The sequence below is a fragment of the Pseudomonas sp. WHRI 8519 genome (assembly GCF_040224055.2).
GTDB lineage: Bacteria > Pseudomonadota > Gammaproteobacteria > Pseudomonadales > Pseudomonadaceae > Aquipseudomonas > Aquipseudomonas putida_X.
Genome location: NZ_CP167996.1, coordinates 1159749 through 1173468, shown reverse-complemented (window position 1 = coordinate 1173468; position 13720 = coordinate 1159749). Strand labels below are relative to the sequence as shown.

Annotated in this window: 8 protein-coding genes; 5 read left to right on the top strand and 3 right to left on the bottom strand. The window is 64.7% G+C overall.

All coding sequences use genetic code 11. From position 1 onward, the window contains the following. Positions 1-18: 18 nt before the first annotated feature. Both ABRP30_RS05360 and ABRP30_RS05355 read left to right on the top strand, forming a co-directional pair. A complete protein-coding gene (locus ABRP30_RS05360; RefSeq protein WP_267821383.1) occupies positions 19-1923 on the top strand; it encodes an ATP-binding protein in 1905 nt (634 codons plus the stop codon). A 47-nt stretch (positions 1924-1970) separates the two neighbouring features. Then, on the top strand, positions 1971-3248 hold the full coding sequence (locus ABRP30_RS05355; protein ID WP_241804932.1) for a sigma-54 dependent transcriptional regulator: 1278 nt from the start codon (positions 1971-1973) through the stop codon (positions 3246-3248). Positions 3249-3275: 27 nt separating this feature from the next. Here the strand turns inward: ABRP30_RS05355 and ABRP30_RS05350 are convergent, their stop codons facing one another. Continuing rightward, on the bottom strand, positions 3276-4271 hold the full coding sequence (locus tag ABRP30_RS05350; RefSeq protein WP_349976218.1) for an alpha/beta hydrolase: 996 nt from the start codon (positions 4269-4271) through the stop codon (positions 3276-3278). Between the two features lie 196 nt (positions 4272-4467). On the opposite strand from ABRP30_RS05350, the gene metR reads away from it, so the two are divergent. Continuing rightward, complete coding sequence (gene metR, locus ABRP30_RS05345) at positions 4468-5385, top strand: transcriptional regulator MetR (protein WP_241804855.1); 918 nt, start codon at positions 4468-4470, stop codon at positions 5383-5385. On the opposite strand, the gene ABRP30_RS05340 is transcribed toward metR, so the two are convergent. Next, positions 5369-5782, bottom strand: a complete 414-nt coding sequence (locus ABRP30_RS05340) for an NUDIX domain-containing protein (RefSeq protein ID WP_349976217.1) — start codon at positions 5780-5782, stop codon at positions 5369-5371. The two genes, metR and ABRP30_RS05340, sit on opposite strands and share 17 nt — an antisense overlap. A gap of 115 nt (positions 5783-5897) precedes the next feature. Here ABRP30_RS05340 and ABRP30_RS05335 point away from each other — a divergent pair, with 115 nt between their 5' ends. Together ABRP30_RS05335 and ABRP30_RS05330 are read left to right on the top strand one after the other, a co-directional pair. After that, positions 5898-10172, top strand: a complete 4275-nt coding sequence (locus ABRP30_RS05335; protein ID WP_349976216.1) for a DEAD/DEAH box helicase — start codon at positions 5898-5900, stop codon at positions 10170-10172. Positions 10173-10272: 100 nt separating this feature from the next. Further along, positions 10273-11892, top strand: a complete 1620-nt coding sequence (locus ABRP30_RS05330; RefSeq protein ID WP_267821374.1) for an FMN-binding glutamate synthase family protein — start codon at positions 10273-10275, stop codon at positions 11890-11892. Positions 11893-11932: 40 nt separating this feature from the next. Here ABRP30_RS05330 and ABRP30_RS05325 read toward each other — a convergent pair whose 3' ends face one another. Continuing rightward, entirely contained in the window at positions 11933-13351 is a 1419-nt protein-coding gene (locus ABRP30_RS05325) for an amino acid permease (protein WP_349976215.1), read from the bottom strand. Between the last annotated feature and the right edge of the window lie 369 nt (positions 13352-13720).

Below are 13720 nucleotides of genomic sequence, written 5' to 3'. Positions count from 1 at the left end.
CGTGACAAGGCCACTGTGATGAAATGCGACCCCTCGCTTCTTCTCCCTGCCAAGCCTGCCGTGAAATCCCGCCTGATCCGCCAATTGCTGCTGCCGCCCCTGATCATCCTGCTGATGGTCGGGCTGGGCCTGGCTGGCTACCTGATCAGCGAGAGCAACGGCATACGCGCCCTGAGTGAAAACGGCGAGCGCCAGCTGGAGTTGCATGCGCGTACGGTCGAAAGCGAAATCAGCAAGTACACCTACCTGCCGAGCCTGCTGGAGCTCGAAGACAGCGTCTCGCACCTGCTCACCGACCCCGACGGCGGCTCACGCCAGGCCGTCAACGAATACCTCGAAGGCCTCAACCGCCGCAGCCGCAGCCGGGCCATCTTCGTGCTCGATACCAATGGCCGGGTGCAGGCCACCAGCAACTGGCGCGATGCCGACTCGTTCCTCGGTGAAGACCTGTCTTTCCGCGCCTATTTCCAGACCGCCGTGCGCGGCGAGCCGGGCCGTTTCTACGGCATTGGCAGCACCACCGGCGAGGCCGGTTATTACCTGGCCCACGGCCTTGAAGAACACGGCAAGATCATTGGCGTAGCGGTGATCAAGGTACGCCTGGACACCCTGGAAGAGCGCTGGCAGCGCGCCCGCCTGGAAGCGTTCGTCAGCGACGAAAACGGCATTATCATCCTCTCCAGCGACCCGGCGCGGCGCTTGAAGTCGGTGCGCCCCATGACCCCGCAGATCAAGGAGCGCCTGGCGCGCAGCCTGCAATATTACTGGTGGCCGCTGAACGAGCTGCAGCCACTGGCCCGTGAGACGCTGGCCGATGGCGTAGAGAAACTGACGTTCCCGGCCAACAGCGAAACCGCCCACGGCAAACCGCATGAGGTGGCCTACCTGGCGCAAACCCGGCGCCTGGTGGATACCCCCTGGCATTTCACCCTGCTCACTCCCCTGCAGGACCTGCGCCGCGAGTCGATGGTGCAAGGCATTCTGGTAGGTGTGGCGTTCGCCCTGCTGGCGATCCTGGGTATCGCCTGGAACGAGCGGCGCAAGGTGATCGCCACCCGCCTGGCTGCACGCGAAGCGCTCGAGGAGGCCAACAGCCAGCTGGAGCGGCGCATCGCTGAGCGCACTGCCGACCTGCGCGCCAGCAACGAAAGGCTCAAGGGGCAGATCCGCGAACGCCGTCATGCCGAGCAGACCCTGCGCCACGCCCAGGACGAACTGGTCCAGGCCGGCAAATTGGCCGCCATTGGGCAGATGTCCACCAGCATCGCCCACGAGCTCAACCAGCCCCTGGCGGCGCTGCGCACACTGTCCGGCAACACCGTGCGCTTTCTCGAACGAGGTGCGCTGGACACCGCCAGTACCAACCTGCGCACCATGAACGAACTGATCGACCGCATGGGCCGCATCACCGCCAGCCTGCGTTCGTTCGCCCGCCGCGGTGACGACCGCGGCCAGGCCTCGCTGGCCAAGGCAGTGGAGGCCACCTTGCAGGTGCTGGCCACTCGCATCAGTGGCTGTCACCTGAAGCTGCACAGCCAGTTCGACGACCTGCAACTGGCCATTGACCAGACCCGCCTGGAGCAGATTCTGGTCAACCTGATCGGCAACGCCCTGGATGCCATGGCAACCCAGCCGGCACCTGAGCTGTGGCTGGAGGGCGAGTTGCAGGGCGACAAGTATCGCCTGCGGGTACGTGACAATGGCCACGGTATCGATGACGAGGCGCGCAAGCACCTGTTCGAACCCTTCTTCACCACCAAACCGGGCGAACACGGCCTGGGCCTGGGCCTGACCCTGTCGGCGAGCCTTGCTGCCGCCGCCAAGGGCAGCCTCAACGTCGAGCATCCTGTCAGTGGCGGAACGGCCTTCGTTCTCACCCTGCCACTGGTGTCCCCCCCTAATGAACCGGCAGAGCTCCCATGAACCAAGCGCCTCTTACCGTCCTGATCGTCGAAGACGACCCGCATGTGCTGCTCGGCTGCCAGCAGGCGCTGGCCCTGGAAGATATCGCCTGCGAGGGGGTCGGCAGCGCCGAACAGGCCCTGGAACGGATCGGCGATGACTTCGCCGGCATCGTCGTCAGTGACATCCGCCTGCCAGGGATCGACGGCCTGGAACTGCTCAACCGCCTCAAGGCGCGCGACCGCAGCCTGCCGGTGGTCCTGATTACCGGCCATGGCGATATCGACATGGCCGTGGGCGCCATGCGCAACGGTGCCTACGACTTCATGGAGAAGCCGTTTTCGCCGGAACGCCTGGTCGACGTGGTGCGCCGCGCACTCGAACAGCGCGGGCTCTCGCGCGAAGTGCTGGCCCTGCGCCGCCAACTGGCCGAAAAGAGCAGCCTGGAAGGCCGCATCATTGGCCGCTCCCCCGCCATGGAGCAACTGCGCGAGCTGATCGCCAACGTTGCCGACACTTCGGCCAACGTGCTGATCGAGGGCGAAACCGGCACCGGCAAAGAGCTGGTCGCACGTTGCCTGCACGATTTCAGCCGACGCCAGGGCCAACCTTTTGTGGCGCTCAACTGTGGCGGCCTGCCGGAAAACCTGTTCGAAAGCGAGATCTTCGGCCACGAGGCCAATGCGTTCACCGGCGCGGGCAAGCGTCGTATCGGCAAGATCGAGCACGCCAACGGCGGCACGCTGTTCCTCGATGAAGTCGAGAGCATGCCGATCAACCTGCAGATCAAACTGCTGCGGGTATTGCAGGAGCGCACCCTGGAGCGCCTGGGTTCGAACCAGAGCATTGCGGTGGACTGCCGCGTGATCGCTGCGACCAAGGCCGACCTCGATTCGCTTGGCAAAAGCGGGCAGTTTCGCAGCGACTTGTACTACCGCCTCAACGTGGTGACCCTGGAGTTACCACCGTTGCGCGAACGCCGTGAAGACGTGCTGCAGCTGTTCGAACACTTCCTGCAGCAATCGGCGCTGCGCTTCGACCGGGAAGTACCGACACTGGACAGCCAGACCCTGTCGCGCCTGATGGCCCACGACTGGCCCGGCAATGTGCGTGAACTGCGCAACGTTGCCGAGCGCTATGCCCTGGGCCTGCCGGCATTCAAGAAAGGCCCGAGCGGTGGCGCCAGCCAAGGGCTGGGCTTTGCCGAAGCGGTCGAGGCGTTCGAGCGCAATCTGCTCAGCGATGCCCTACAGCGCACCGGCGGCAACCTCAGCCAAGCCAGCCAGGAGCTGGGCATGGCCAAGACCACGCTGTTCGACAAAGTGAAAAAGTACGGGTTGGGCTGAAAGCCCACCTGAGGGGCCTGCGCACTGTCATAACCCGGCAAGGTGCGCCACGTCCTCACGATGTGACTGCAGATAAGGCAGCACGGCCCCCAGCAGCGGTGCCTTGAAGGGTTCCTGGAAACGATGTGCCAACCCCGGGATCAGCCGCAGCTGGCTACCACGGATATGCGCCGCCAGGTGCACCCCATGCATCACCGGCAATAACGGGTCAGCCGTACCGTGCACCACCAATGTCGGAACGCGCAGCTGGTTGAGTAGCGCTACCCGGCTTGGCTCGGCCAGGATCGCCATGATCTGGCGCTTGGCACCTTCAGGGTTGAACGCCCGATCATAAGCCGCCGCAGCCTGCTGCAACAAAGCGGCCCGGTCATCATGCACCCGCGGGCTGCCCAATGCCGCCAGCAAGTCAGCCTGCTGCTCGATGGCCACTTCCCGGTTCGGCGCACTGCGCCGGGCCAGCAACTGCACCAGGGCTGGCGCCGGCGCCGGCAGCCCCGCCGCACCAGAGCTGGACATGACCAGGGTCAGGCTGCGCACCCGCTGCGGCGCAATCGCAGCCATGTGCTGGGCGATCATCCCGCCCATGCTCACACCCAGCACATGGAATTGGCCAATCCCCAATGCGTCCATCAGGCGCAGCCCGTCACCGGCCATGTCGGTCAGCGTATAGGGCGCGGCAACCGGCAGGCCGAACTTGTAGCGCAACAGCTCGACCGTGAGGTTGGCCGAGGGCGGCTGTTGGTTCCAGCGCGACAGGCCAACGTCACGGTTGTCATAGCGAATGACCCGAAAGCCTTGCAGACACAAGGCCTGGACCACGTCATCGGGCCAGTGGATCAGCTGCCCACCCAGCCCCATGACCAGCAGCAACGCAGGGTCCTGCGGCGCGCCGACACTTTGGTAAACCAGGCTCAGATCGCCCGCCTCGGCCCGTTGGACCGGGACATGAGGGTCACAACGCTGATCGGCGAAGCTCGCTGGCACGCTGAGAAGGAACACGAAAAAAAGCAAAAAAGCCCGCATGAAAGAAACACCAGAATGCAGATCCCCAGTAGAGCGCGAGTCTGATGAAATTCATTCGGGCGCGCTGCCACAGTTGCGTGACAATTTGATGAACCCCGCCCAGTGGTGCGGCGCAAGGTCCAGTCGACAGCCAGCGCAACATGAGAGAAACTCAACTCATTCGCTGTTCACACAAATTATGCTCTCGGAGTCAGCCGTGCTGGAGATCCGCCACCTGAAAACCCTTCATGCCCTGCGCGAGGCCGATAGCCTGGTGGAGGCCGCAGAACGGCTGCACCTGACCCAGTCGGCACTGTCGCATCAGTTCAAGGAGCTTGAAGAACGCCTGGGCCTGCCGCTGTTCGCACGCAAGACCAAACCTATCCGCTTCACCAGCGCCGGCCTGCGCTTGCTGCAGCTGGCAGATGCCACCCTTCCGCTGCTGCGCAGCGCCGAGCGTGATATCGCCCGCCTGGCGGGGGGGACTGCCGGGCGCCTGCACATGGCCATCGAATGCCACAGCTGCTTCCAGTGGCTGATGCCCACCATCGACCAGTTCCGCGATGCCTGGCCGGAAGTGGAGCTGGACCTGGCGTCAGGCTTCGCATTCGCGCCACTGCCCGCCCTTGCCCGTGGCGACCTGGACCTGGTAGTGACCTCCGACCCACTGGACCTTGCCGGCATCACCTACGTACCGCTGTTCACCTATGAAGCCATGCTTGCCGTGGCCAACCAGCATCCGCTGGCCAACAAGCCTTACATCGTGCCCCAGGACCTGCTCGACCAGACGCTGATCACCTACCCGGTGGAGCGCGATCGGCTGGATATCTTCACCCGCTTCCTGGAACCGGCCGACATCGAGCCGGCGGCCGTGCGCACCTCGGAGCTGACCGTGATGATGATGCAACTGGTGGCCAGCGGCCGCGGGGTCTGCGGCATGCCGCACTGGGCGCTGCATGAGTACAGCTCGCGCGGCTATGTGAAGGGCAAACGCCTTGGCGAGAAAGGCCTGTTCGCCACGCTGTATGCGGCCGTGCGCACCGACATGCTCGATGCCCCCTACATGCGCGACTTCCTGCTCACCGCCAAGGACACCTCGTTCGCCACGCTCGATGGGGTCAGCGCGGTACGCTGAGGGCCTTGCGGTAGAGCGGCAGTATCAGGTCGCGGGTCAGCGGCGCCAGCTCAGGCATCGATTCCTGGTCTGCGGCCAACCAGAGCACTTCCTCGATTTCCGCCGCCGGGACCACGGCCTCGGCGCTGTCGACCCGGAACAGCTCGGCCTGCACCTCGTAGCCAGGTTCATTGGCGGCCGGTGCGCTGAAACGGCCCATCGGGATGGCCTGAGCAGGGTCAATGCGCACCCCTAATTCCTCCTGCAGTTCGCGCACCAGCGCCTGCAGCGGCGTTTCCCCCGCATCGATCTTGCCCCCAGGCTGCATGAACGCCTGGGTACCCCGTTTGCGTACCAGCAGGGTTCGACCCAAAGGGTCGATCAGCAGGGCAGCGGCAATGCGGATAACATTGGGCATGGTCAGGCTCGCTCTTGAAAACCGCTGAGGATCCCACAGGGCCCTGTTACCGGCAAGGCGGTGCACAGACGAACGGCCCCTTGCCAATCCGCCAGCGACCCTCCATAACCTTCTCATGAACCTGCCTGCCCAACAGCACCCCGTGCTGGAGCTTTTCCACCCCGCGATCGGCACCTGGTTCCGTCGCCATTTCGCCACGGTCACCGACGCCCAGGCCCGCGCCTGGCCGTTGATTCACGCGCGCCAATCGACGCTGCTGGCAGCGCCGACCGGGTCGGGCAAAACCTTGAGCGCCTTTCTCGCGGTGCTCGATGAACTGTTTCGCCAGGGCCTTGAACACGCGGGCGAACTGCCTGCGCGAACCCAGGTGGTGTACGTTTCGCCGCTCAAGGCACTGTCCAACGACATCCGCCTGAACCTGCAGGCACCGCTGGAGGGCATCAGCCAGGCACTGGTAGACCAGGGGCTGACGCCCCCTCGCATCACCACTGCCGTACGCACCGGCGACACGCCGCAAAAAGAGCGCGCGGCCATGCGCAAGTTGGCCCCACACATCCTCGTGACCACACCTGAGTCGCTGTACGTACTGATGGGGTCTGCCTCGGGCCGTGCTGGCCTGAGCGGCGTGCACACGGTGATCGTCGATGAGATTCACGCCTTGGCCGGCAACAAGCGCGGCGCGCATCTGGCCCTGACACTGGAGCGCCTTCAGGCGCTCACCGGGCGCGGGCTGCGGCGCATCGGGCTGTCTGCGACCCAGCGTCCGGTGGAGCGCGTGGCAGCCTTTCTGGTCGGCCACCAACGGCCTTGCGCGGTCGTCGATGTCGGCCACACCCGCCAGCGCGACCTTGCCCTTGAAGTGCCCCCTGTACCCTTGGGCGCGGTGATGGCCACGGATGTGTGGAACCTGGTCTATGATCGCCTGGCAGCGCTGGCCCGCGAACACCGCACCACGCTGGTCTTCGTCAACACCCGGCGCCTGGCCGAGCGCCTCACCCGCCACCTCAGCGACCGCCTTGGCCACGAGGCCGTGGCCGCACACCACGGCAGCCTGGCCAAGGAGCTGCGCCTGGATGCGGAGCAGCGCCTGAAAAACGGCCAGTTGCAGGTGCTGGTGGCCACCGCTTCCCTGGAGCTGGGCATCGATATCGGTGATGTCGACCTGGTTTGCCAGATCGCCTCGCCAGGCTCTATCGCCGGCTTTTTGCAGCGGGTCGGCCGCTCCGGGCATCAGGTCGACGGCATCCCCAAAGGGCGCCTGTTCGCCACCTCGCGGGATGACCTGATCGAGTGCACCGCCTTGCTCGACTGTGTGCGCCAGGGCGAGCTCGACCTGTTGCACATACCTCAAGCGCCACTGGACGTACTGGCTCAGCAGATCGTCGCCGAAACCAGCAACCAGCCGTGGCAGGAACAGGCATTGTTCGACTGCCTGCGCCAGGCAACGCCCTACACAGCGCTGGACAGCAAACATTACCAGGCCCTGCTGAGCATGCTCGCCGAGGGCTACAACGGACGCCAAGGCATCCGCAGCGCCTACCTGCACCGCGACGCAGTGACTGGCACCGTGCGCGGGCGCCGGGGTAGCCAGCTGGCCGCGCTCACCAGCGCCGGGACCATCCCCGAAACCGCCGACTACGCTGTGCTGCTGGAGCCGCAGGCGCTGAACATCGGCAGCGTCAACGAAGACTTTGCCGTGGAGAGCATCGCTGGCGACATCTTTCAGCTGGGCAATGCGTCCTACCGCATCCTGCGGGTGGAACCCGGCCGGGTAAGGGTCGAAGATGCTCAAGGCCTGCCGCCGACCATTCCGTTCTGGCTTGGCGAGGCGCCGGGACGCAGTGATGAACTGTCCGCCGCCGTTGCCCGCCTGCAGGCACGCATCGATGAGCAGCTGGGGCTGAGTCACGGCGTTTTCGCCCCAGTGCTGTCTTGGCTGCAGCGCGCCTATGCACTGGACGAGGCCTGCGCCAGCCAACTGCTCGATTACCTGGGCCGTACCCGTGAAGTGCTGGGCGCCCTGCCCTCGCAGAGCACACTGGTGATGGAGCGCTTCTTCGACGAGTCCGGCGGCACCCAGTTGATCATCCATTCGCCCTATGGCAGCCGCATCAACCGCGCCTGGGGCCTGGCCCTGCGCAAACGGTTCTGCCGCACGTTCAATTTCGAATTGCAGGCGGCAGCCAGCGAGGACGCCATCGTGCTGTCGCTGTCGACCAGCCACAGTTTCGAACTGGACGAAGTGTGGCGCTACCTGTCCAGTCGCAGCGCCGAACAGCTACTCATCCAGGCCCTGCTTGAGGCCCCTTTGTTCGGTGTGCGCTGGCGCTGGAACGCAGCCGTGGCGATGGCCTTGCCCCGCTACGTCGGGGGGCGCAAGGTCGCGCCACAGGTCCAGCGCATGAAAAGCGAAGACCTGATTGCCGCAGTCTTCCCCGACCAGATCGCCTGCCTGGAAAACATCGTCGGTGAACGGCAAATCCCGGATCACCCGCTGGTCGAGCAAACCCTCGACGACTGCCTGCACGAAGCCATGGACAGCGAGGGCTGGCTGGCCCTGTTGAGGCGCATGGAGAGTGGCCAGGTGCGCTTGCTGTGCCGCGACCTGCCGGCCCCCTCGCCGCTGGCCTCGGCCATCCTCAATGCCAGGCCTTATGCCTTCCTTGACGATGCCCCACTGGAGGAGCGCCGCACCCAGGCGGTACTCAACCGGCGCTGGAACGAGGTGCACAGTAGCGATGACCTGGGCGCGCTGGACGCCGATGCCATCAGCGCTGTCCAGGCAGAGGCCTGGCCGCAACCCGGCAGCGCCGACGAGATGCACGAAGCCTTGATGACCTTGGGCGCCGTCAGCCAGCACGAAGTCCAGGCCAACCCGGGCTGGGCCTTGCTGCTGCGGCAACTGGCCAAGGCAGGCCGAGCGTTACGCTTGCCCGACCAGCACCTGTGGCTGGCCCGCGAGCGACTGAGCCTGCTTCAAACTGTGTACCCGGATGCACGCCTGGAGCCCGAGCTCAACGTGCTCCCCGGCTTCGAGCAGGCCCTCGACCCGGACAGCGCTCTGAGCGAGCTGCTGCGCGCCCGCCTGAGCGGCCACGGCCCCCTGACCCTGGCGCAGACCGCCGCACCACTGGGCAAGCCACAGCCAGCCATCGAACAGGCACTGGCCCGCCTGGAAGCAGAAGGCTACGTGCTGCACGGCCAGTTCAGCCCGGGAGAGGTCCAGCGGCAATGGTGCGAGCGCCACCTGTTGGCGCGTATCCATCGCTATACCGTCAAACGCCTGCGCCGGGAGATCGAGCCGGTAAGTCTGCAGGACTTCATGCGCTTTCTGTTTGACTGGCAGCACCTGGCGGCCGACGAAAAACTGCGCGGGCCTCAAGCCGTGGCCGAGGTGCTCGACCAGTTGCAGGGCTTCCCCGGCGCGGCTGGCGCCTGGGAGGCAGAACTACTGCCGGCAAGAATCAAGGACTACAGCACGCACTGGCTCGACGAGGTGTGCCGCAGCGGGCAGTTCGCCTGGAGCCGCCTGGCGGGCAAGGTGTCGAGCAGTACGCTGGCGAGTACGCCGCTGGTGCTGCTGCCACGTCAACACCTGGGCTTGTGGCGCAGCCTGGTGCCAGCGCCGGCTCTGGATGAGCTGAGCCCGCGTGCCACACGTGTGCACGAAGTACTGCAGGCGCACGGCGCACTGTTCTTCGACGAATTGACCCAGCAAGCCCACTTGTTGCCCAGCGAGCTGGAAACAGCGTTACAGGAATTGGTCGGTTCCGGCCTGGCGAGTGCCGACAGCTTTACAGGGCTGCGTAGCCTGATCACCCCGGCGGCGAAACGCTCATCGCGCACCAGCCGGCGCGGCCATGCGCCGATTTCCACCAGCATGGCACACGCCGGGCGCTGGGCATTGTTACGCAGGAGCAATGCCGAAGATGACCACGGGCAACGGCTGGAACACATCGCTCGCACCCTGTTGAGGCGCTATGGCGTGATCTGTTGGCGGCTGCTGGCGCGCGAGAGTGATGTGCTGCCACCCTGGCGTGAGCTGCTGCGTTGCTACCACCGGCTTGAGGCGCGCGGCGAGATTCGCGGCGGGCGCTTCATCGCCGGCTTGGCCGGTGAGCAGTTCGCCCTGCCGGAGGCAGTCGGGCTGCTGCGCCAGGTGCGCCGACGCGAGATGGAGGGCGCGCTGGTGGTGGTCAGTGCCAGTGACCCGCTGAACCTGATCGGGTCGCTGCTGCCCGGAGCGAAGGTACCGGCGGCCGGCGGCAATCGTGTGTTGTACCGCGATGGCGTGCCGGTGGCCGCGCGAGTCGCCAATCGATACACCTACCTTGTGCAAACCACGGATGACGAGCAGCAACGGTGGCGGCAGATACTGCTGCGCGAATGATTTTCGATAAGCCGATTTTCATGTTCAGCGCTGCCCAACCGGGCTATGGTCGGGGTTTCCCCAGGCCCTGAGCCTGACCGCGCCATCGTAAGGACCCCGTATGAGCCTGTCACTTCTCAGTCGCTACGCAGTGTTTGCCGCCTGTGTTCTGTTCACCCTGGCGAGCCTGCCGCTGCTCCACCACCAATGGCTCTGGCCATTCACTCTGACCACGGCCGTGCTCAGCCTGATCGGCCTGTTCGACCTGCTGCAGCGACGCCACGCGGTACGCCGCAACTACCCGATACTGGGCAACATCCGCTACCTGGTCGAGGGTATTCGCCCGGAGATCCGCCAGTACCTGCTGGAAGCCGACAGCGATGCCCTGCCCTTTTCCCGCGCGCAACGCTCGCTGGTGTACGCGCGGGCCAAGAACGAGGCGTCGGACAAACCCTTCGGTACGCTGATCGACGTGTACGAGTCCGGCTTCGAGTTCATCGGCCACTCCATGCGCCCGGCGCCGCTGGCCGACCCTGCAAGCTTTCGCATCCACATTGGCGGACCGCAGTGCAGCCAGCCGTATTCGGCATCGATCTTCAACATTTCTGCCATGAGCTTTGGCTCGCTGAGCGCCAATGCCATCCGCGCGCTCAACCAAGGGGCCAAGCTGGGCAACTTCCACCATGACACCGGCGAAGGCAGCATCAGCCCCTACCACCGCGAACACGGCGGCGACCTGGTGTGGGAGCTGGGCAGCGGCTACTTCGGCTGCCGTACGGCAGACGGGCGCTTCGACCCCGAGCGCTTTGCCGCCCAGGCGCGCAGCCCGCAGGTGCGGATGATCGAGATCAAGATGAGCCAGGGCGCCAAGCCCGGCCACGGCGGCATCCTGCCCAAGCACAAGGTAACCCAGGAAATTGCCGAGACCCGCGGTATTCTCATGGGGGAGGACTGCATTTCGCCATCGCGCCACAGCGCCTTCTCCACCCCCATCGAAATGATGCAGTTCATCGCTCAACTGCGTGAGCTGTCCGGCGGCAAGCCGGTGGGCTTCAAATTCTGCCTGGGCCACCCCTGGGAATTCATGGGCATCGCCAAGGCCATGCTGGAAACCGGCATCCTCCCCGACTTCATCGTGGTCGATGGCAAGGAAGGCGGTACCGGGGCAGCCCCCGTGGAGTTCACCGACCATATCGGCGTGCCGCTGCGCGAAGGGCTGCTGTTCGTACACAACACCCTGGTGGGTCTGAACCTGCGCGACAAGATCAAGCTCGGCGCCAGCGGCAAGATCGTCAGCGCCTTCGACATCGCCAGCGTGCTGGCCATCGGTGCCGACTGGGCCAACTCAGCGCGCGGCTTCATGTTCGCCATCGGCTGCATTCAGTCGCAGAGCTGCCATACCAACAAGTGCCCCACTGGCGTCGCCACGCAAGACCCGTTGCGCCAGCGTGCGCTGGTGGTCCCGGACAAAGCCCAGCGGGTGTTGAATTTCCACCACAACACCTTGCGCGCCCTGGCAGAAATGCTCGCAGCGGCCGGCCTGGAACACCCGGCGCAACTGGAAGCCAAGCACTTGGTGCGGCGCACCTCTGCCACCGAAATCAAGCTGTTCTCACAAATGCATGTGTTCTTGAAACCGGGGGAGTTGCTCAATGGCGAGGTGAACGGGCAGTTCTATTCGCGGATGTGGCAACTGGCGCGGGCGGACAGTTTTGAGCCGCACGATGAGGTGGCGGCCTGAGGGAACGCGGGGGCCGCTTTGCAGCCCCTGCAGTTGCAGATCAGGAAACGGAACTGGCTACCCCGTGTACTGCTTTGGGCGCCAGGCGCAACGTGTAGTACAGCACCGTCAGCAGTGCCAGGAACGCCGGCCCGATGTACAGCGCCACACGGGTATCCTCGAAGTACGCCATCAGGCCCACCACCAGTACCAGGAAGGCCAGTGCCAGGTAGGAGCTCAGCGGCCAAAGCCACATGCGGTACTTCAAGCCCTTGCGCTCGGCGGCCGATAGCCCGGCGCGGAACCTGAGCTGCGCCAGCAGGATCATCACCCAGGTCCAGATCGCGCCGAAGGTGGCGATCGATGTCACCCAGACGAACACCTTTTCTGGTACCAGGTAGTTGGCCAGCACACCCAGCAGCAAGGCGCCGATGGACAGCAGCAACGCGTTGCGTGGCACACCGCTTTTTGAAGTGCGCGCGAAGACAGCCGGCGCCTGGCCATTTTGCGCCAGGCTGTAGAGCATGCGCCCGGTGCTGAAGATACCGCCGTTGCAGGACGAAAGGGCGGCGGTGATCACCACGAAATTGATGATGCCGGCGGCAGTCTTGATACCCAGGCGCTCGAAGGTCATGACGAACGGGCTGCCCTGGCTGCCGATTTCATTCCACGGGTAGATCGACAGGATCACGAACAGGGCACCGACGTAGAACAGCAGAATGCGCCAGAACACCGAGCCAATGGCCTGCGGGATGGTTTTTTGCGGGTTGCGGGCTTCGCCGGCCGTCAGGCCGATCATTTCCACGCCCAGATAGGCGAACATGACCATCTGCAACGACATCAGCACACCGGTCACGCCGTTGGGCATGAAGCCGCCGTTGCTCCACAGGTTGGAGATGCCGACTGCCACACCGTCGTTGCCCAGGCCGAAGGCGATGATGCCGATGCCGCCCAGGACCATGGCGATGATGGTGACGATCTTGATCAGGGCGAACCAGAATTCGAACTCGCCGAACGCCTTGACCGCGATCAGGTTCACCGCGCCCATGCTGCCCAGCGCCGCCAGGGCCCAGATCCAGCGCGGCACGTCCGGGAACCAGATGCCCATGTAGATCGCCACGGCGGTGATTTCCGCAACGCAGGTCACCAGCCACAGGAACCAGTAGTTCCAACCGGTCAGAAAGCCCGCCAACGGGCCAAGGTAGTCTTGGGCATAACGGCTGAAAGACCCGGCGACAGGGTTGTGCACGGCCATCTCGCCAAGGGCGCGCATGATCACCAGGATCGCCAGGCCCCCGATGATGTAGGACAGCATGATCGCAGGGCCGGCCATCTCAATGGCTTTGGCCGAACCGAGGAACAGACCGACGCCGATACAGGCGCCCAGCGCCATCAGGCGGATGTGCCGTTCGCCCAGTTCACGCTTGAGCGGGCCGCCTTGTGCGGTCTCGCCATGGGCAGGGTGGTTGCCGACTGGCATAGCAATACAACCTCATTTTGTTATTGGATTAGACCTTCGTGCAGCGCCGGCCATGCCGATAGGCGTGGCGTTGGCTTGCCAGGCTGGCCTTGTGGGCCGGCCCGTGTGCCGGTGTAGAGCGGCCCGGCAGGGCGAAGGGGCCGAGCAGTATAGGAAGCTCGCTGTAGGGCTTTTCACTATAAATAATCAAAAATTTGGAGAGAAACCCGCACGTCTACTGCAGCCTCCTGGCTCACCCCAGCTACCCTGGCAACAGGATTGTACGAACAAACCCACACCAAAGGCGCAGAGGGCGCATGAGGTTTCTGCACTTTCTACAAATTTTTCACCTACTGCCTTCAACGTCTAAGCTTCAGACAAGCAAGACGA

What these genes read in the sequence shown, in the direction of transcription:
- ABRP30_RS05360 (WP_267821383.1), top strand. Translation starts at nt 19, where the DNA reads ATGAAATGCGACCCCTCGCTTCTTCTCCCTGCCAAGCCTGCCGTGAAA.
- ABRP30_RS05350 (WP_349976218.1), bottom strand. Translation starts at nt 4,271, where the DNA reads ATGCGGGCTTTTTTGCTTTTTTTCGTGTTCCTTCTCAGCGTGCCAGCG.
- ABRP30_RS05340 (WP_349976217.1), bottom strand. Translation starts at nt 5,782, where the DNA reads ATGCCCAATGTTATCCGCATTGCCGCTGCCCTGCTGATCGACCCTTTG.
- ABRP30_RS05335 (WP_349976216.1), top strand. Translation starts at nt 5,898, where the DNA reads ATGAACCTGCCTGCCCAACAGCACCCCGTGCTGGAGCTTTTCCACCCC.
- ABRP30_RS05330 (WP_267821374.1), top strand. Translation starts at nt 10,273, where the DNA reads ATGAGCCTGTCACTTCTCAGTCGCTACGCAGTGTTTGCCGCCTGTGTT.
- ABRP30_RS05325 (WP_349976215.1), bottom strand. Translation starts at nt 13,351, where the DNA reads ATGCCAGTCGGCAACCACCCTGCCCATGGCGAGACCGCACAAGGCGGC.